This is a genomic window from Janthinobacterium sp. (assembly GCF_031995485.1).
Classification (GTDB): domain Bacteria; phylum Pseudomonadota; class Gammaproteobacteria; order Burkholderiales; family Burkholderiaceae_D; genus Janthinobacterium.
This window is the reverse complement of sequence record NZ_DAMAGB010000025.1, coordinates 31,687-50,825: the sequence shown is the minus strand read 5'-3', so window position 1 is coordinate 50,825 and position 19,139 is coordinate 31,687. Positions and strand designations below refer to the sequence as shown.

Genomic DNA, 19,139 nt, shown 5'->3' with positions numbered 1-19,139 from the left:
GCCTGGACAGGTGCGCACGCAGCACAGGCTGACGGCTGGGTCTACTTGTCCAGATTGACCTTGCCGTCCGGCGCATGCAGCGGCTGCTCCGCGGATACCGGCAGCGGCACCGGCGGCGTCTGCTTGCGTTTTCCCGTCAACAATTTCCAGATGGCCGTGCCCGCGCCGAACAGCAGCACCAGCAGCACCTTCTTGAAGGCCAGCAGCAGCGCCACCAGCTTGCCGAACAGGCCCAGCTTGCTGGCCACGCCGCCGGCCACCAGCGCCGCCAGGCCATACTCGGCCACCTTGTCGGTCTTGCTGTCGAAGTCCGTATAGCGGTTGCCTGGCGTGAAGTCGGTAAATGCCGTCACCTGCCGCATCTCCTGGCGGATCGCGTCGATCTGGCCCATGCTGGCGATCGCATTGAGGTTCAGCACGCCTTCGCGGCCCAGCACGCGCACGTTGTAGTTCAGCGAATGTTCGCCGCCGTCCGCCATCAGGTCCTTGGCCCAGTACAGTTTATGGCTGTCCTTGGCATAGCTCGGCTTTTCCGCCCAGCCCATCAGGTGGATGGCGGGATAGCCCTGCTGCTTGCGCTCCTTGTTGTTTTCCTGGACCGAGGCCTGCATGTCTTTCAGCAGCTCGTCGTACTTGATGCTGTCCGCATCGTCGTCCTTGATATGGCCTTCTTTTTCATATGTCACGATCACGCCCCAGCTGTCGCGCTCGAGCACGCTGGTCTGGGCCGGCACGATCATGCCCAGCGATTCAAACCCTGGCGGATTGCCCCAGGCATCAACCAGCACGCGCTCGGCGTCCTTCGGCGACAGATAGCGGAAATTGGCGGGCAGATCCAGGGTGGCGATACCGCCTGGCAAAGTGATTTTGCCACGCTGAAATTGCAGTTGCGCCAGGAATTGATCGGCCGTCATTTCCGGACCGGCCGGCTTGTCGTCGGCATGGGCGACGGCCATCAGGCCGGCGAGGGACAGGCACACAATGGCCAGCAATTTTTTCAACATGGGATATCCGCAATGGTGACGATAAAGGAACAGTTATTTTAAATGAAATAATTGCTCGATGGATAATTATTGCCGTGCGGAACTAGCATAAAAAAAGCGCCAGTGCGGCAATGTCCGCACTGGCGCCATCGGCACGTTGCTACCGGTAGAATCAGGCCACGCGCACCACCATCAGCCCCGCGCGCAAACCCACGCGCACGTCCGGGTTGGGGAACACCACCAGCTCTTCCGCATGCCGCACCGTGTACACCGTCTCGCCATCGCTGGCAATCACGGCATGCTGCGGCAACGACGTGAAGTTCTGCGTGCTGCGGTCGAACGCCATGCGGAATTCATCGCTGTGCTTGATGATTTCCTGCGCCACCTTGAATACATGCGGTGCTGTTTTGGAGGGCCTTGCCGGCAAGCCGCGCAGCAAACCATCAAGTGCCAGCGACACCTCGTCGAACAGCGACAGGTCATTTTGCCCCAGGGTGCCAACGCGGCCCAGTTCGACCGTGCTGGCGGCCGCGCCGCAATGCTCGGCCGAGTAGTAGCTGTAGGTGCCGGCCGACTGCGGGTTCATGACGATGGCGCCAATCGCCGCCTGGCCCAGCCAGGCGATCAGTGCCGCCTTGGCGCCCTCTTCCACCAGGTCCGGCACGATGGCAAAGGTCGGGTAGACCGACGGCCGGATGGCCGTATGCAGATCCAGGTGCCAGCGCACGGGTCCCGCATCGCCGAAGAACGCACGGGTCGCGGCGATCATGTCATCGGCGCGCGCGCTTTCCGCCGCCTGCGCCAGCGAACCGCGCACGGGACGGAACATGCGGTTCAGGTCCGCATCGATAAAACGCTTGCCGGCGCGGATCGCATCGACATTGCCGACACACACCAGCAGATCGACCGCCAAGGAATGCGCGTCGCGCGACAGCGCGTCGAGCAGATGGGCCAGCACCTCGATCGGCCCCGTCTCGTCGCCATGCACGCCGACCGACAGCACCACGCTGGCGCGGCTGGCGTCATGCGCGGCGGCTTTTACCTGCAGCATGCCGGGCGCCGGCAGCGCCACCGCAAAGCCGGCGTCGGCGAACAGCTGCGCCACCGCGCCGAAATCCGCCTGCGCCAGCGCCTGCACGGCCGGCGGCAAGCTGCCCGCCGGCATGGCCATCGTCGCGTCGGCCGTCATTACGCGGCCGCTTCCGCTGGCACGCCCTTGTTGACGGTTTCGGACAGGGTCCAGACATCGAGCATCGCCTGTTCCAGTTCCGTTGCCGCCACATAGGCCGACAGGCCCAAGGCGCCGGTGACCGCATCGACGGCATTGTTCTCACCCTGCTCGGCACGCGCCAGCACCTGCGTCAGCAAACGCTGTTGCGTGCGGCGCAGGGCCTGCTGCGCGTAGCTGCGCAGCTGCTCCTGCGATTTGCCTTGCGCCGCCAGCTTCAGGCCGCGCTCGAGCGTATCGATGCCGGCCTGGCTGCGCAGGGCCAGGCCCACCTGCAGGAACGCCGCCAGGTCCATCGAAGCCGGACGCGGCACCGACAGGGCCGGGAACAGGAAGCCTGCCACCACGTCGAGCGCTACCACCGCATCCCAGGCCTCGGCAAACGCCGGCGTCAAACCGGGCACTTGCGCCGCTTCCGAGGGCGCGCCCACGGCCTGCAGCAGGCCGGACTTGGCTTCCTTGCCAAACAGCTGCGTCAGTTCGGCCAGGCCGGCGCCGCGCAATTGCTCGCCCGGCACCGACAGCACGCCGGCGATCATGGTCTTTTGCAGCGCGCGTGTCTGCGCATCGACCTTGATCGACACCTCGCGCGGAATGATCAAGGCCTCCGCATCGAGCGCATCGAACACCGGCGCCAGGTTCAAGGCCACCCATGCCTGGCCCCAGGCCAGGATCACGGCCGACTCTTCGACGCCGTATTCGGTTGCCAGCTCGCGCAGCATCAGCGGACCGCAGCGGTTGACCACTTCATTGGCCAGCACGGTGGCCAGGATGGCGTTGGCCAGCGGATGGTCGAGCGCGGAGCGCGTTGCCACCAGCAGCGACGGGAAGTACGGTTTCAGGACCGGCTCGGCCCAGCTCGCGTCGACCAGTGGCAACGTTGCCAGGATGCGCTTGTAGCGGTTCTTCACGTTGGCGATCACCACCGCCAGTTCCGGCGTGGTCAGGCCACGGCCGTCCACTTTGCGGCGCGCCAGTTCGGCCACCGCCGGCAGCTGCTCCAGGTCGCGCGACAGGGCGCCCTCTTCTTCCAGGCTGGCGATCAGCGCGGCATAGCCGTCCTGCACCGCGTCCTCGCTTTGCGCCTGCAGTTCGCGCACCAGCAAGTGCGTCTGCTGCGTGTTGTCGCGCAGGACCAGGCGCTCGACGTCGTCCGTCATCGCATACAGCTCGCGGTTGCGTTCCTCTTCGGCCAGCTTGCCGGCATTGACTTCCACGTCCAGCCAGATTTTCACGTTGACTTCATGGTCCGAGCAATCCACGCCGGCCGAGTTGTCGATCGCATCGGTAAAGATGCGGCCGCCGGCCAGCGCGAATTCGATGCGGCCCGCCTGCGTCGCACCCAGGTTGCCGCCTTCGGCCACCACTTTCACGCGCAGCTCGTTGCCGTTGACGCGGATATTGTCGTTGGCGCGGTCTTTTACCTGCGCGTGGGTTTCGGTCGAGGCCTTGATGTAGGTGCCGATGCCGCCGTTGTAGAACAGGTCCACCGGCGCTTTCAATATGCGGTGCATCAGCTCTTCCGGCGGCAAGGACGTTTCCGCGATATCGAGTGCGGCGCGGATCTGCGGCGACAGTTCGATCGTGCGCGCAGTGCGTGGATAGACGCCGCCGCCTTCCGAGATCAGCTCCTTGCTGTAGTCTTCCCACGACGAGCGCGGCAGGGCAAACATGCGGGCGCGTTCGTCGAACGAGACGGCGACATCGGGTGTCGGGTCGAGGAAGATATGGCGGTGGTCGAACGCCGCCACCAGTTTCAGCTGGCGCGACAGCAGCACGCCGTTGCCGAACACGTCGCCCGACATGTCGCCCACGCCGACCATGGTGATCGGAGTGGTGTTCATGTCGTGGTCCATTTCATAGAAATGGCGCTTCACGGCTTCGAACGCACCCTTGGCGGTGATGCCCAGTTTCTTGTGGTCGTAGCCGTTCGAGCCGCCCGAGGCAAACGCGTCGCCGAGCCAGAAGCCGCGCTGCACGGCGATGCTGTTGGCGATGTCGGAGAAGGTGGCCGTGCCCTTGTCGGCGGCCACTACCAGGTAGGGGTCGGCTTCATCGAAGCACACGGTGTCTTGTGGCGGCACGATATTGCCCAGCGAGCGGTTGTCCGTCACTTCCAGCAGGCTGGAGATGAACAGGCGGTACACGGCTTCGCCTTCGGCCGCGATGGTTTCACGCACGGCGTCCTTCGGCATCTGCTTGCAGACAAAACCGCCCTTGGCGCCGGCCGGCACGATGACGGCATTCTTGACCATCTGCGCTTTCACCAGGCCCAGCACTTCGGTGCGGTAGTCTTCCATGCGGTCGGACCAGCGCAGGCCGCCACGGGCGACCGGGCCGCCGCGCAGGTGCACGCCTTCGAAGCGGCGCGAGAACACGAAAATCTCGCGGTACGGACGCGGTTCCGGCACCAGCGCCAGGCTGCTGGTGTCGAACTTGAAGATGATCTTGTCGCCGGCCTGCTTGTTCTGGAAGTAGCTGGTGCGCAGGGTGGCCGCCATCAGGTCGGCCAGCGCGGCCAGGATTTCTTCGGTATCGGCATGGTTGACCGACGCCAGCCCGGCCTTGATGCCGGTGATGGTGGCCAGCGCGGCGGCATGCTGCTCGTCCGACAGCGATGGATCGAAACGCTGCAAAAAGGCGTCGACCAGGGCTTTCACCAGCGCCGGCTGGCGGCGCAGGCTTTCGGCGATATAGCGCACCGAGAAGCGGCTGCCGGTCTGGCGCCAGTAGCTGGTATAGGCGCGCACCAGCTGCACTTCGCGCGTCGACAGGCCGCCTTCGATGACCAGGCCATTGAGGCGGCCGTCTTCGGCCGTATCGTTGAACAGCGCGGCAAACAGCTCCTGCGCCACGCTCACCACTGCCGGCTGCGCCAGCTTGGCGGCGCTGTCGGCGTCGACTGTCAGGCTGGTGACGAAATAGCGCGTGCCTTCCGGCGAGAAGATCGAATACGCCTGCTCGCGGTCGATCGCCACGCCCGCGTTATGCAGCGCCGGCAGGATGGTCGACAGCGACGGCACGCGGTTGGCCGAGTACAAACGGATGGTGGTGACGGGGCCGGTCTCGATGCGCACCGCCACGTTGGCCGGATCGGTATTGCGCAGGATGGTGTCGAGGTCGCGGTAGGCGACGGCTGGCGCGGTGGCGGCCACGTAGTCGAGCGGCAAGGTGGCGCACAGCTTGCGCAGGCTGGCCCGCAGGGCGACGTCCGGCACCGCATCGGCGACGGCCGCAAAGCCGTTGTGCCAGCCATCGAGCACGCCCAAGAGCGGCTGTTCGATATCGGTTTCCAGGTCCAGCGGATAGCGCGCGGCGTGGGCGATCAGGTAGACGCGTGCCAGCGGGCCATCGGCCACCAGGGTCTGCGTGCTGACGTGGGTGGCGCCGGAACTGGTTTTCAGGGCTTTGGCCAGCGCGCTGGCGACGCTGGCGCTGTAGCGCTCGCGCGGCAGGTAGACCAGCACATTCAGGTGGCGCGCATACACGTCGCGGCGCGCAAACACCTTGGTGCGCGGCTGCTTGTACAGCGAGACGACGGCGCCGCAGACCTGCGCCAGCCAGTCGAGGTCCGCTTCCAGCGCTTCGGTGCGCGGCAGGGACTCGAGGATTTCACGGAATTTTTCGGCACGGAAGCCCTGCTGGCGCACGCCGGCCAGGCTCAGTACCTTGGTCACGCGGCCGCGCGCAAACGGCAGCGCAGCCAGCGGGGTGGAATTGCCGGCGCGGGTAAACAGGCCGACGAAACAATGTTCGCCGAGGATCGTGCCCTGTGCGTCGGTGTCGCGCACGCCGATGAAGTCGAGCTGCTGGTCGCGGTGCAGGGTGCCGGCCACGTCGGCCTTGACGATGGACAGGGCAGATTCGCGCTTGGCCAGGGTATCGAAGTCGCCCGGGATATTGGCCAGGCTGGTGTCGTAGACCGGATGCGTGGTGTCCTGCAGCACGCCGATGCGGCTGGCCAGGTCTCGCTCCAGTTCACGCACGCCCGGCTTGACGCGGTAATAGCCATAGCCGAACACTTCAAAACCGCCGCTGCGCGCCCATTCCAGGAATGCCGCCACTTCCAGTCCTTCTTCGCCCTGGGTAGCTGCGGCCACGGCGGCCAGGCGTTCGCCCATGGCGGCGCTGTCGCGGCGCACCACGGCGGCGTCGCGCGCCACCATTTCCAGCGCGGCGATCAGCGCGGCCTGCGCGTCCGGCGCCAGCTCTTCGTCCAGCAGCACCAGCACATACGATTCGAGCGGGTCGCCTGGCTGGCGCACCGCTTCCACGCTGCCGTCACCGGCACGGCGTACCGGCAGCACGGTATTCATCACGCCGCGCACGGCCAGGTGCTGGCGGCGCATGGCCATCACGATGGAGTCGACCAGGTAAGGCATGTCCTGGTTCAGGATCAGCAAGGCACTGGCCATGCCGCCACGGCCGTCGGCGTAGCGCAAGGTGGCGATCTGGCAGCCGTCGCTGGTGCGCGTGGCGGCCTGCGTGAAGCCGTCCACCAGCACCGGCGCCAGGCTGTCAGGCGCGATATCGGCCAGGTCTTCCGCGTCGAGCGAGTCGAGCCAGGCCTGTACCAGGTCGGTGACGGGTTGGCTGGCCGCGCTGGCCTGCACCAGTTGCAGCGTTTGCGTGCGCAAATCTTGTGGCGTGTGATTCATCTTGCATCTCCATGTCGGTAGTGTGTGTGCAGCGCCGCCGTGCGGGCTTGTGGCTGGCCGGCGGTGCTGTCAAAGGGCGGGGTTGGCCCGTCCAATTCTTTTATCAGGTAGGGCGTGTCTGGTCTCGGGTGGTGTTTTTCTGCTTGTTGCGTCTTCTACAAATCGTACAATCCCGGTAAGTTGAGGATGACCGTCAATTCTTCAAGCGCGGCGTGCACTTCCAGCGCCAGCTGCGGATCTGCCAGGTCGGACGGCTCCAGATGGTCGCGGTAGTGCTTTTCCACCCACGCCACCAGCCTATGGTACAGCGCTTCCGTCATGATCACACCCTGGTGCATGGCGCGCGCCTCCCGTTCGGACAGGGCGACCCGCAAACGCAGGCAGGCCGGGCCACCGCCATTGCGCATGCTCTGGCGCAGATCGAAATGAATCAGCTCGTCGATCGGCGCGTTGCTGGCCACCAGGCTTTCCAGATAGCGCGACACCGCCTTGTTTTCCTGGCACTCCTGCGGGATCACCAGCGCCATCCGGCCGTCTTCTTTGGTGAGCAGCTGGCTGTTGAACAGGTAGCTGGTTACCGCATCCGTAATCGGCACCTGGCCCGTGTCAACCCGCACCGCCGCCAGGTCTGCACCAACGTCCGCCAGTGCGCGGCGTATCTGCGACAGGCTCGCCTCTTCATCGGCAAACGCCTGCTCGTGGTAGAACAGCACATTGCCGTTGCCGACCGCGATCACGTCGTTGTGGAACACGCCCTGGTCGATCACGTCCGGGTTCTGCTGCACGCAGACCGTGCGTTTCGCCTCCAGCCCGTGCAGGCGCGCCACGGCCTGCGACGCTTCCAGCGTCTGGCGTGCCGGATAGCGTTTCGGGCTGGGCGCCGACGGGTCGAACTCCACCCGGCCATACACGAACAGCTCCACCGACGCGGCGCCGTGCGAGGCGCCCAGGCGTGTGTGGTTGGCCGCGCCTTCGTCGCCAAACGCCGGCGTCGAGGGCAGCGCGTCGTGCACGGCAAAGTGCTGCTCGTCGCCGAAGATGGCGCGCAGGCTGCGCGCCGACTGCGCATGCTCGAAGGCGCGGTGCAGCTTGTTGTTCAGGTTGGCAGCCGTAAAGTGCACCCGCCCGTCGGCGGTATCGGCCGACGGGCTGACGGTGGCGGCGTTCGCCGTCCACATGGGCGACGCGGAATACGCGCAAGCCAGGATCACCGGCGACTCCCTGTAGGCGCGCGCCAGTACTTCGGCGTCGCTGCCGGTAAAACCGATCGCGCGCAGCAGGCGGAAGTTGGGCCGGTCCTGCGGCGGCAGCAGCGCCTGCGCAAAGCCGCGCGCGGCCAGCGCGCGCATCTTGGCCAGGCCCTGCAGGGCGGCCTGCTTCGGGTTCGACGCGCTCTTTACATTGCTGAACGAGGCGACATTGCCGAACGAGAGTCCCGCGTAGTTGTGCGAGGGGCCGACCAGGCCGTCAAAATTGTATTCGCGCGTGCCGTGCATGGAAACTCCTTAGAAATTCAGACCGGGCGACAGCTTGGCCGGCATGGCCAGCGTGCTGTTCTCGATCGAGGCGACCGGATAGGCGCAGTAATCGGCCGCGTAATAGGCGCTCGGACGGTGGTTGCCGGACTGGCCGATGCCGCCGAACGGCGCCGTGCTGGCCGCGCCCGTGGTCGGGCGGTTCCAGTTGATGATGCCGGCGCGCGCGCGCGTCTGGAAGCGCTGCCACAGCGCCGCGTCGTCCGACAGCAGCGCCGCCGCCAGGCCGAAGTCGGTGGCGTTGGCCACCTTCAGGGCCGCGTCGAAACTGCTCACGCGGATCACCTGCAGCAGGGGGCCGAACCACTCTTCGTCAGGGATGCCTTTCGCGTGGGTGACATCGACGATGCCGGCCGTGACAAAGCCTGCCTCGGGGTTCAGCTGGCGCATCTGCAGCAGCGTGGTGCCGCCCCTGGCCACCATGTCGGCCTGCGCCTGCACCAGGCGTTTGGCGACCGCGGCGGAGACCACGGGGCCCATGAACGGTTCGGGCTGGGCGTTCGAGGCGCCCAGGCCCAGCTTGCCCGCCACTTCCACCAGGCGTTCAACAAACGCGGCGCCGGCAGCGTTGTCCTGCACCACCAGGCGGCGCGCGCAGGTGCAGCGCTGGCCGGCCGAGACGAATGCGGAAAAAATCGCGTGGTGGACGGCCGCGTCCACATCCTCGATATCCCACACCACCAGCGCATTGTTGCCGCCCATTTCCAGCGCCAGCATCTTGCCCGGCTGGCCGCCGAACTGGCGGTGCAAACTCACGCCGGTCTGGCAGGACCCCGTAAACAGCACGCCGTCGAGCAAGGCGTTGGCGCCCAGCGCCACGCCGGTATCGCGCGCGCCGTTGACCAGGTTGAGCACGCCATCTGGCAAGCCGGCCTGCTGCCACAGCTGCACGGTCTTGATGGCGGTGCGCGGCGCGTATTCGCTGGGCTTGAAGACGATGGTGTTACCGGCGATCAGGGCCGGCACGATGTGGCCGTTGGGCAGGTGGCCCGGGAAATTGTACGGACCGAACACGCCGAATACGCCATGCGGGCGGTGGCGCAGCACCGCGTCGCCATCGGCGATCTTGCTCTGCGTGACGCCGGTGCGCGCGTGATACGACTGCACCGAGATATCGATCTTGTTGGCCATGGTGGCCACTTCCGTGCGCGACTCCCACAGCGGCTTGCCGACTTCTTCGGAAATCAGGAAAGCCAGTTCTTCGGCATTGGTTTTCAGCAGGGCGCGAAAGCGCACGCAGATGGCGATGCGCTCATCTAACGCGGTGTCGGCCCAGGCCTCGAACGCGTCACGCGCGGCGCGGCAGGCCTGTTCCACGTCGGCTTCGCTGGCAGCCAGGCTGGCCCAGGTCTGGCGCCCGTCCGACGGATCGATGGTGACCAGTTCGGCGCCGCTGCCTGGCAGCCAGGCGCCGTTGATGAAGTTCGATGGTGCGGCGGATGCGTTGAATTTTTCAGACATGGGTATGCTTCCTCGGGTTGAGTGACAGCGTGCGCACAGTGTCGCCGTGCTGGCAGCGCAGCAGATGCAGTTCATCGTCACTGAGTGCCAGCTTGCCGCCCTGCGGCGTGGCTTCGGTGACGATCATGCGGAAATCCTTCAGATCGGTGTTCGACACCAGGTAAGGCTCGCTCTCGGCCGGCATCGCGCAGTCCGCGCCGGCCTGCGCGTCGAGCACGGCCGGCAGGCTGTCGCGCATGGCGCGCAGTTCCGACACGCGCGCCTGCAGCACCGGGCCGGCGTCGAAAATGTCGACATAGCCTTCGAAGTGCAAGCCCTCCTGCTCCAGCAGGCGGCGCGCCGGCGCCGTGCTCAGATGAACCTTGCCGATCACCTCCTGCGCTTCGTCGGGCAGGTAGGCCACGTACATCGGCTGGCGCGGCATCAGCTCGGCGATAAACGATTTCTTGCCCAGGCTGGTCAGATCGTCGACATGATGGAAATCCATCTTGAAAAAGTGACGGCCCAGGCCTTCGTAGAACGGCGAGCTGCCGTCCTGGGCCTGGTAGCCGCGCATTTCGGCGATCAGCTTTTCCGTGAACAGCTGCGGGAACTGGGCGATGAACAGGAAACGGCTTTTCGACAGCAGCTTGCCGTTGTTGCCGCTGCGGTAGTCGGGGTGCAAAAACAGCGAACACAGTTCGGTACTGCCCGTCAGGTCGTTCGACAGGTACAGCGTTTCCATGCGCGTAAAGACATCGAGTTCGCGGCTGGAATGGACCAGCGTGCCGATGCGGTAGTTATAGAACGGCTCGTCCAGGCCGACCGCGCCCTTGATCGCGCACACGCCAGCCAGGCGGCCCGTGTCGGTGTCCTCCATGACGAACATATAGTCGCGCTTTTCGGGCGGGATGGTGCCGGCAAACGAGGCGCAGGCAATCGCCAGCCGGTCGCCCAGCATGGTCATGTCGGGCTTCAGGGTGGTCATGCCGGTGCCGACTTCGCTGGCCAGGCCGTACAGGGCGTCGAGGTCGGAGGCATTGATGGCGCGAACTACTAGCATAGGATTCCTCGGTTAGATGCGCACGCAGATGACGCTGTCGCCGGCGGCTACCGCCAGGGCATCGAGCAGCTCGGCGGGCAGGCCCACCGTCTCTTGCGCTTCGAGCGCATCGCAGGCAAACGTGACGGCGCGGAAGTTGTGCTCGGCGCCGGACGCGATCGCGTAATTGACTTTCAGGCCGGTGCGGCTGGGGGTGATGCCTTGCGTGACCTTGCGCGTGAGCGAACCCGTAAACGAGCGCAGCGAATTCTTGTGCGCTTGCAGGATCGGGCCGCCGTCGAAAATGTCGATATAGTCGTCCGCTTCAAAGCCTTCTTCGGTCAGCAGGTTGAACGCCAGTTCGCCGCTCGGATGGATCTGGCCCATGGCCGCCTGCGCGTCGCCGGGCAGCAGCGGCACATACACCGGGTAATGCGGCATCAGCTCGACAATCAGGGTGCGGTTGCGCGCGCCGCCGATGACTTTTTCCGCATCGAGAAAATCCATCTGGAAGAACTTGCGGCCCAGCGCATCCCAGAACGGCGACTGGCCGTCGCCATCGGTGATGCCGGCCAGCGGCACGAAGAAGCGGTCGCCGAAACGGTGCGGCGCCAGCACGGCAAACAGCAGCCGCGCGCGCGACAGCAGCGCCGCTTCCAGGCCCGCCTGCTCCATGTTGCGCACATAGAAGCCGGACAGCTGCGAGTACGCCGTCAGCTCCGAACACAGCGTCAGCGCATGCACGCTGTGGCTGATGTTCAGGTCGCGCGAGACTTGCTGGATGACGTCGTTGCGAAAGGAAAAATAGGTGCCGTTCGAGCCGGCCGAAGCAAAGATGGCGGCCGTGCCGAAGATGGTGTTGTCGGCCAGCGATTCGAGCACGAACAGATACGATTCTTCGCTGGGGATGTCGACATGGGCGGCAAACGAGGCGATGGAGCGCTCGACGGAAGCGGCGATTTTCTCGCGCGTCTTCGGCAGGGTATGGACACCCGGCATGGTGATCGCGGCCAGCGCTTCGAGGGCTGCAATATCCGCAATTTCTACCGGACGGACAACATACATGGAGACTCCTTAATCACAGGGTAAAACCGGGCCGGCCCGCGGCAAAGGCGGCGGGCCGGTGAAGTGATGCTGCGGTGTCTGGCCGGCTTACGCCTTGAGCAGGCCGTCGATGCCGGCGCGCAGCAGGCGGCCCGCCTCGGCAATCTGTTCATCCGACACGATCAGCGCCGGCGCCAGGCGCACCACGTCCATGCCGGCGATCAAGACCATCAGGCCCTGTGCTTCGGCGGCCTTCTGGATGTCCTTGGCGCGGCCTTTCCAGGCATCGCTGACGACCAGGCCCAGCAGCAAGCCGCTGCCGCGCACCGCCGAAAATACTTGCGGGTAGTCGTTGATCAGGCCTTCGAGCATGGCGATGGTATTGACGCTGGCCTCTTTCACGCGCGCCAAAAAGGCCGGCGTGTTGATCGTTTCCAGCACTTTCAACGCCACGGTGGTGGCCAGCGGGTTGCCGCCGTAGGTGGTGCCATGGGTGCCGACGCCCAGCGTCTGCGCCAGCTCGTCGGTGGTCAGCATGGCGCCGATCGGGTAGCCGTTGCCCAGCGCCTTGGCGGCCGTCAGGATGTCCGGCGTGACGCCATAGCCCATATAGGCGAACAGCGCGCCGGTACGACCCATGCCGCACTGCACTTCGTCGAAAATCAGCAGGGCGCCGGTCTTGTCGCACAGCGCGCGCAGTTCCTTGAGGAATTCCGGATTGCCTGGCACCACGCCGCCTTCGCCTTGCACCGGCTCGACGATCACCGCGCACACATCGTCACCGATGGCGGCGCGCGCCGCTTCGATATCGTTGTAGGCGATATGGTCGATCGATGGCGGCAGCGGCTCGAAGCCTTCCGTGTATTTGGACTGGCCGCCCACGGACACCGTGAACAGTGTGCGGCCGTGGAAGGAGCTGAAGCACGAGATGATGCGCGACTTGTGCGCACCAAACTTGGTGTGCGCATATTTGCGCGCCAGTTTCAGCGCCGCTTCATTGGCTTCCGCGCCCGAGTTGCAGAAGAAGGCGCGGTCGGCAAAGGTCGCTTCCGTCAGCGCTTGCGCCAGGCGCAGCACCGGCTCGTTGGTATAGCCATTGCCCAGGTGCCACAGGGTATTGATCTGTTTGGTCAGCACTTCGACCAGTGCCGGATGGCAGTGGCCGAGGCTGTTGACGGCGATGCCGGAGGTGAAATCGAGGTAATGCTTGCCGGACTGGTCCCACAGATCGAGGCCGGCGCCGCGCACGGGTACCATGGCAGCGGGAGCGTAGGTGGGAACGAGAACCTGATCATAGGTTTCGCGGGTGACTGGACGAGCCGTTACGGTCGAATCAAGCTTGGCATTCATAGCATTCCCCATCAATATGTTAGGTACTCCCGCAGCTACGACAGCTGCGCGTGTACTGCATTATAAAAAGCGGGATGCTAAAACTCTTTTGAATCTGCGACAAGGATTTTCACAATTCATCACATCAAAAACCCGTGGCAGCCCTGATGAAATCTATCCTGGCGGCATCAGTTTGCGTTGTCGCTCTTCGCGCGGGGTATTGCCGAACAGGGTACCGAACGCGGTGGAAAAATGCGAACCCGACGAAAAGCCGCACATCAGCCCTACCTGCACGATGGAATAATGCGTATCCAACAACAGTTGCCGTGCGCGCTGCAGCCGCAGCTCCAGGTAGTAGCGCGACGGCAGGCTGCCCAGGTACTGCTTGAACAGCCGTTCCAGCTGGCGCCGCGACAGGCCGACCAGGCTGGCGATATCGTCAGTGGACAGCGGTTCCTCGATATTGGTTTCCATTAACGTCACCGCTTCCGACAGTTTCGGCTGCAGCACGCCGAAGCGCGCCTGCAGCGCCACCCGCTGGCGCTCCTCCTTGCCACGCACCTTGTCCACGCACAGCGCTTCCTTGACCAATGCCTGGGCGTCGGCGCCAAAGATGGTGTCGATCAGGGTCAGTGAAAAATCGATGCTGGCCGCGCCGCCGCAGCAGGTGACATGGGGGCCGTCGATATCGAACAGATGCGGCGTCAGGATGGCGCGCTCGGCCTTGGCCTCCGCATCGGCGTACAGCGCCCATGGCAGCGCGATGCGCACGCCGTCCATCACGCCCGCGTCGGCCAGCCACAGCACGGCTGCGCCCACCCCGCCCCAGAACGGCGCCGAGCGGCAGCGCTCGATCACGGCGCGGCACAGCTCGGCCGGCAACGGCGCTTCGGTCTCGTCGGCCACCAGCAGCGCCACATGCCAGTTGCCGCCCTGCGCCGCCACCTGTTCGGGGGTGCGGATCTCGAGCTGGAACGCTTGCGGACCCAGCGCCCGCGCGCACAGGCGCAGCGGCTGCACCAGGCCCGCCCACGTGATCGACGCGGCATCGCCGGCATGGATCAGCAGCAGGCGCAACGGTTTGTCGAGGCCGATACGGGAGAGATTGGCAAAGGACATCGGCAGATGGAGTCAGGGCAAGAGCTGGAGTGCCCACATGATACCGGAGTTCGGGGGTGCCGGAAAAAAGCCGGACAGAAGGATATAATCACGGCCTATGGGTGAACGATATTTAAAAAGTATCCGGCTGCTGGCCGAATGCATGCAAGGCTTCGAGCGCTTTTCGAGCGACTTCGTGCGCCAGTACGGCCTGACGCATGCGCAGTTCGACATTATCGCCACGCTGGGCAATACCTGCGGCATGCCCTACAAGGAACTGGGGCAGAAAACCCTGATTACCAAGGGCACGCTGACAGGCGTCATTGAACGCCTGGAACAAAAAGGACTGGTCCGGCGCGAACGCTGCCCGCACGACAAGCGCTCGTACTCGGTGCGCCTGAGCGATGAAGGCGAGCAAGTATTTCATGACGTGTTTCCCAAGCTGACAAAGCAAGGGCAACGCCTGTTTGACGGCTATACCGAAGACGATTTCGTTCGACTGGAAACCACCCTGGCGGGACTGAAACAGGCCATAGCAAACGGCCACAGCTGAAAACTCATCAAGCAAGCATCCAAAAAATATCCAAAGGAAATCAAGTTGAAAACCTCCCTGCTCGACGGCAAAAAACCCGCGCATTTCGATAAACACATCATCGGCAACCTGCTGCTCAACGCCAGCACGCCGGAACTGGTACGCCAGGAAAAACTGATCATCGGCGTGCGCAACGAAGACGGCGAAATCTACCGCCTGATCGGCGCAACCAAACACAACAGCTTCATGAACGCGGTCGAGGAACTGTTCGACCTGGGGCTGACGGACGAGCTGGAAGACAGCGATGAGCTGGTCGAAGGCTGCGATGCGATCTTTTCCGAGGTCCTGGAGTAAGGTGCAGGCGTAGGTCGGATGAGCGGCGAAGCCGCGTAATCCGACAACAGCGGAGACGCCAACAATGTTGTCGGATTACGGGCTTCGCCCTAATCCGACCTACGGCCTGTTTGCGAAAAAATCAAGTTGAAAAAGTTCCGCAAAGAAATATTGCGAGTATAATTTTTTCGATGAACAGACTCGACGCCTTTAAAAGTATCGCCGCACTCGCTGGCCGTGGCGAGCTCACTTTCCCTGCCAACGTGGACGCTTCGCTCAAGCTGCAGCAGGCGCTGGCCGATCCCGAATGCCATATCGAAGCGGCCGCCAAGCTGGTGCAGGCCGACCCGCTGCTGGCCGCGCGCACGGTGGCGATCGCCAATTCGGCTGCCTTCAACCGCTCCGGCATCGAAATTACCAGCGTGCGCAATGCCGTGCAGCGCCTTGGCGTGCGCACCTTGCAATCGGTGGTGGCCTCCCTGATCGTGCGCCAGCTGGGCAGCACGATTACCGACCCGGTGCTGCAAGCGAAAGCCGCCCAGCTGTGGGAGCATACGGCCCACGTGGCGGCGCTGTCGCAGGTGATCGCGCGGCGCGTGACCCGTGTCGATGCCGACACCGCCCTGTTTTCCGGCATCATGCATGAAGTGGGCGGCTTTTATCTGCTGTCGCGCGCGGCCGAATTTCCGGGCCTGCTCGATGGCGAACCGCAGGAATGGATCGAACATGGCGAGCAGGCGATCGGCCATGGCGTGCTGTCCAAGCTGAAAGTACCGGAGGCGGTCATGAATGCCATCGGCTCGCTGTGGGAAGGCCTGCGCGCAATTCCCCCCGAATCGCTGGGCGACACCCTGCTGCTGGCCAACGACCTGGCGCCGGTGGCGTCACCGCTCAATGAAAGCCCGGCTGCGATTGCGGTGCGCAACGCCCGCGCTGCGCGCAGCATCGACTGCCTGATCGGCGACCAGGAAACGCTGTCGAGCATCCTGGCCGATGCCGACGAGGAAGTGCAGTCGCTGCTGCACGTGCTGGTTCACTGATCTTTCTTGACCGGCGCCACTGGCGCCGGTACTGCCTTGGCGGTCTCGACAATCAATACATGTTTGTCCACCGCCGGCGTGCGCTGCCGCTGTTGCACCACTTGCGTGGCGACGGCCTTGGTACTGAGCAGGGGTTTGGGATGGCGTGGAAAGAACATGGCATTCCTTGTCGTGGTCGAATGCTGCCCAGATGCAGGCACTTGTCAACTTTTCAAGCAGCAAAAAAAAAGCCCGCTCGAAAGCGGGCAAAGTCCAAAGCTAGGGATGTCCTGAAAGAGACAGTTCCATCTTAGGCGCGGGCTTGGGTGCGCTCCGTGCGCTGCCTCACTTAAAGCAACAGTATCGTCTCACCACAGCGGATTGGTCTCCTGCCACGCCGGCAGCTGCTGCACGCGCGCGAACCAGGCTTGCAGATGGTCGTACTGTGCCAGCGGCAATGCGACCTTGTCGCTGTACATCATCGGTGCGGCCAGCGCGAAGTCGGCCAGAGTCAGGCTGTCGCCGCAGACCCAGCTGCGTCCGGCCAGGTGATTGTCCAGCACGAAGGCGCATTCGGCCAGTTCGCGTTCGCCGCGCGCCACCTCCAGCGGATCGGCGTCGCCGCAGCCCGTCATGCCCTTCCATGCCCGTTCCCAGGTCAACACGGCAATCGCGGGCGCGAAATGCTGCGCACACCAGAACATCCAGCGGTCGACATCGGCGCGCGCCTGGGCCGCTTCCGGGTACAGGGTCTGGCCCGGCGCCTTGCCGGCCAGGTAGTGCATGATGGCGCACGATTCCCACAGCAAAAAGGTGCCGTCGGCCAGCACCGGCACCTTGACGTTGGGATTGAGTTCGCCCAGGCGGCGGCGGTCGTCCATGTTCATCAGGTCGACCTCGGCCAGTTCCACCGGCAGGTCGAGGTGGATCGCCGTCATCAGGGTGCGGCGGGCATTGGACGACATGGGGTTGTGATACAGGCGCATGGTGGACACTCCGGTCAGTGAAGAAGTCACCATGGTACGAGCGGGCACTGACAGTTTTTGTCAGTAGCCCACACTATGTTTCAGGGTCGATATCGTACATCTTGCGCCACACTGTCAGCAGTTCATGCCGGCGCCGGGTGTAGCGCTCGCCACTGTCCACACTGGCGATGCGGTCGATGCGGAAATGGCGGTAGTCGCGGCGCAGTTCGCACCAGGCCGCCAGCAGGCGCTTGCCCTCGAAATAGGCCAGCGCAAACGGCCACACGGTACGTGCCGTGACGCTGCCGTGCTCGTCCTGATAGCCCAGGGTGAGCTTGCATTCATGGCGGATCGCCTCGCGCACCGGCTGCACGAAGCGGTCGGCCGGGGCACCGCCATGGGCCGCCGGTCCCAGCGGCACCCACAGGCTGGTCTCGGCCATGCTGTCGCGCAAGTCGCGCGGCGAAGCGGCGGCGATCTTGGCCAGCGCATTGCTGGCCGCCTGCGACAGCGCCGCATCGCCCTGGCGGCGCACCCAGCGCGCGCCCAGCACCAGCGCTTCAAGCTCGTCCGCATCGAACATCAGGGGTGGCAAGAAGGCGCCGCGGCGCAGCACATAGCCGATGCCGGCCTCGCCCTGCAGCGGCGCGCCCAGTTCGGCCAGGGTCTGGATATCGCGGTAGATGGTGCGTTCGGAAACATTCAGCTGCTGCGCCAGCTGCGCCGCCGTGACCGGCACCCGTTTTGCGCGCATGGCGTCCATCAGCAAGATCAAACGGCTGCTGCGGCTCATGGTAGGTACTCCCAAAAAAAACGGCCACCCTGCGGTGACCGTTCTGGCAAATCAAGATTGAAGGCTTACACCACGGCGCCGTCGGTTTCGTCTTTTTCCTTGACCGGCTTGATCAGGTCTTCGCGCTTGACGCCCAGCCACATGGCGATCGCGGCGGCCACGAATACGGACGAATAAATACCGAAGCAGATACCGATGGTCAGCGCGATGGCGAAATGGTGCAGGGTCTGGCCGCCGAAGAACAGCATCGACAGCACCATCATCTGGGTACAGCCGTGGGTGATGATGGTACGCGAGATGGTACTGGTGATCGCGTTGTCAATCACTTCATGCACCGACGCCTTGCGCTGCTTGCGGAAGTTTTCGCGGATACGGTCAAAGATCACCACCGATTCATTGACGGAGTAGCCGAGCACGGCCAGGATCGCCGCCAGTACCGTCAGCGAGAATTCCCACTGGAAGAAGGCGAAGAAGCCCAGGATGATCACCACGTCGTGCAGGTTGGCGACGATGGCCGACACCGCGTACTTCCATTCGAAGCGGATCGCCAGGTAGATCATGACGCCGATAATTACCATCACCAGCGCGTTCAGGCCGTTCTGCGCCAGTTCCTCGCCCACTTGCGGGCCGACGAATTCAACCTTTTGCATCACCAGCGCTTCACTGCCGGCCGCATCCACGCAGGCGCTTTTCAGCACATGCTCGCCTTTTTCGGTGACGGTGTCGATGGCCTTGGTGCTGCCCTGCTCGACCTTGCACAGCGTTTCGAACACGCGCAGCGAGGTATTGGCGGCGGACACGCCTTTTTCCACCGGCAGGCGGATCATCACGTCGCGCGCCGTGTCGAAGCTGGTCACGCCCGGCTCTTCATAGCCCATCTTGATCAAGGTCTGGCGAATGCCTTCCAGGTTGGCCGCTTTCGGGTACTTGACCTCCATCACCGTGCCGCCCTTGAATTCGACCGACAGGTGCAAGCCCTTGTGCACCAGGAAGAACACGGCAGCCACAAATGTCAGGGCCGAAATCACGTTGAAAATCAACGCATGGCGCATGAAGGGAATATCTTTTTTGATCCGGAAAAATTCCATGAAATCCTCTGAGTTCTATTCTGTGCGTCCGGCGGCTGGGCCACCGGACGCT

Annotated in this window: 16 protein-coding genes; 3 read left to right on the top strand and 13 right to left on the bottom strand. The window is 64.2% G+C overall.

Features of this window, described 5'->3' with window-relative positions; genetic code table 11:
• Positions 1 to 41: 41 nt before the first annotated feature.
• The 9 genes from RTQ46_RS15065 to RTQ46_RS15025 all read right to left on the bottom strand — a co-directional run bounded on the left by RTQ46_RS15065 (position 42) and on the right by RTQ46_RS15025 (position 14,378).
• Positions 42 to 1,004 (bottom strand): DUF2167 domain-containing protein, encoded by a 963-nt coding sequence (locus tag RTQ46_RS15065; RefSeq protein ID WP_312437770.1) that lies wholly within the window; start codon positions 1,002 to 1,004, stop codon positions 42 to 44.
• Between the two features lie 151 nt (positions 1,005 to 1,155).
• Positions 1,156 to 2,172, bottom strand: coding sequence for a succinylglutamate desuccinylase (locus tag RTQ46_RS15060; protein ID WP_312437768.1), 1,017 nt, complete (start codon positions 2,170 to 2,172; stop codon positions 1,156 to 1,158).
• On the bottom strand, positions 2,172 to 6,869 hold the full coding sequence (locus RTQ46_RS15055) for an NAD-glutamate dehydrogenase domain-containing protein (RefSeq protein WP_312437766.1): 4,698 nt from the start codon (positions 6,867 to 6,869) through the stop codon (positions 2,172 to 2,174). The genes RTQ46_RS15060 and RTQ46_RS15055 overlap by 1 nt, the downstream gene beginning before the upstream one ends.
• 155 nt (positions 6,870 to 7,024) lie before the next feature.
• Complete coding sequence (gene astB, locus RTQ46_RS15050; RefSeq protein ID WP_312437765.1) at positions 7,025 to 8,365, bottom strand: N-succinylarginine dihydrolase; 1,341 nt, start codon at positions 8,363 to 8,365, stop codon at positions 7,025 to 7,027.
• A 9-nt stretch (positions 8,366 to 8,374) separates the two neighbouring features.
• Positions 8,375 to 9,865, bottom strand: coding sequence for a succinylglutamate-semialdehyde dehydrogenase (astD, locus tag RTQ46_RS15045; protein WP_312437763.1), 1,491 nt, complete (start codon positions 9,863 to 9,865; stop codon positions 8,375 to 8,377).
• Positions 9,858 to 10,907: an arginine N-succinyltransferase gene (gene astA / locus RTQ46_RS15040; protein WP_312437761.1), complete on the bottom strand. Its 1,050-nt coding sequence runs from the start codon at positions 10,905 to 10,907 to the stop codon at positions 9,858 to 9,860. Before astA ends, astD begins: the two co-directional genes overlap by 8 nt.
• A 12-nt stretch (positions 10,908 to 10,919) precedes the next feature.
• Positions 10,920 to 11,951 (bottom strand): arginine N-succinyltransferase, encoded by a 1,032-nt coding sequence (locus RTQ46_RS15035; protein WP_312437759.1) that lies wholly within the window; start codon positions 11,949 to 11,951, stop codon positions 10,920 to 10,922.
• An 87-nt stretch (positions 11,952 to 12,038) separates the two neighbouring features.
• A complete protein-coding gene (gene astC, locus RTQ46_RS15030) occupies positions 12,039 to 13,280 on the bottom strand; it encodes an acetylornithine/succinylornithine family transaminase (RefSeq protein WP_312437757.1) in 1,242 nt (413 codons plus the stop codon).
• A 153-nt stretch (positions 13,281 to 13,433) separates the two neighbouring features.
• Positions 13,434 to 14,378 carry a helix-turn-helix domain-containing protein gene (locus RTQ46_RS15025; RefSeq protein ID WP_312437756.1) on the bottom strand — a complete coding sequence of 315 codons (945 nt, stop codon included), beginning with the start codon at positions 14,376 to 14,378 and terminating at the stop codon, positions 13,434 to 13,436.
• Positions 14,379 to 14,520: 142 nt separating this feature from the next.
• Between RTQ46_RS15025 and RTQ46_RS15020 the strand changes: the two genes are divergently transcribed.
• The 3 genes from RTQ46_RS15020 to RTQ46_RS15010 all read left to right on the top strand — a co-directional run bounded on the left by RTQ46_RS15020 (position 14,521) and on the right by RTQ46_RS15010 (position 16,262).
• A complete protein-coding gene (locus RTQ46_RS15020) occupies positions 14,521 to 14,910 on the top strand; it encodes a MarR family transcriptional regulator (RefSeq protein ID WP_312437754.1) in 390 nt (129 codons plus the stop codon).
• Between the two features lie 45 nt (positions 14,911 to 14,955).
• On the top strand, positions 14,956 to 15,243 hold the full coding sequence (locus RTQ46_RS15015) for a hypothetical protein (RefSeq protein ID WP_312437753.1): 288 nt from the start codon (positions 14,956 to 14,958) through the stop codon (positions 15,241 to 15,243).
• Positions 15,244 to 15,413: 170 nt separating this feature from the next.
• Positions 15,414 to 16,262, top strand: a complete 849-nt coding sequence (locus tag RTQ46_RS15010; protein ID WP_312437751.1) for an HDOD domain-containing protein — start codon at positions 15,414 to 15,416, stop codon at positions 16,260 to 16,262.
• Here the strand turns inward: RTQ46_RS15010 and RTQ46_RS15005 are convergent.
• The 4 genes from RTQ46_RS15005 to secF form a co-directional block, all read right to left on the bottom strand.
• Entirely contained in the window at positions 16,256 to 16,420 is a 165-nt protein-coding gene (locus RTQ46_RS15005; RefSeq protein WP_312437749.1) for a hypothetical protein, read from the bottom strand. The genes RTQ46_RS15010 and RTQ46_RS15005 overlap by 7 nt on opposite strands.
• Before the next feature lie 189 nt (positions 16,421 to 16,609).
• Positions 16,610 to 17,227: a glutathione S-transferase family protein gene (locus RTQ46_RS15000; RefSeq protein ID WP_312437747.1), complete on the bottom strand. Its 618-nt coding sequence runs from the start codon at positions 17,225 to 17,227 to the stop codon at positions 16,610 to 16,612.
• Between the two features lie 73 nt (positions 17,228 to 17,300).
• The gene (locus RTQ46_RS14995) at positions 17,301 to 17,999 is read right to left on the bottom strand and encodes a YafY family protein (RefSeq protein WP_312437746.1); all 699 of its coding nucleotides are present in this window, start codon (positions 17,997 to 17,999) and stop codon (positions 17,301 to 17,303) included.
• Between the two features lie 65 nt (positions 18,000 to 18,064).
• Positions 18,065 to 19,087, bottom strand: coding sequence for a protein translocase subunit SecF (secF, locus tag RTQ46_RS14990; RefSeq protein ID WP_312437745.1), 1,023 nt, complete (start codon positions 19,085 to 19,087; stop codon positions 18,065 to 18,067).
• Positions 19,088 to 19,139 lie beyond the last annotated feature (52 nt).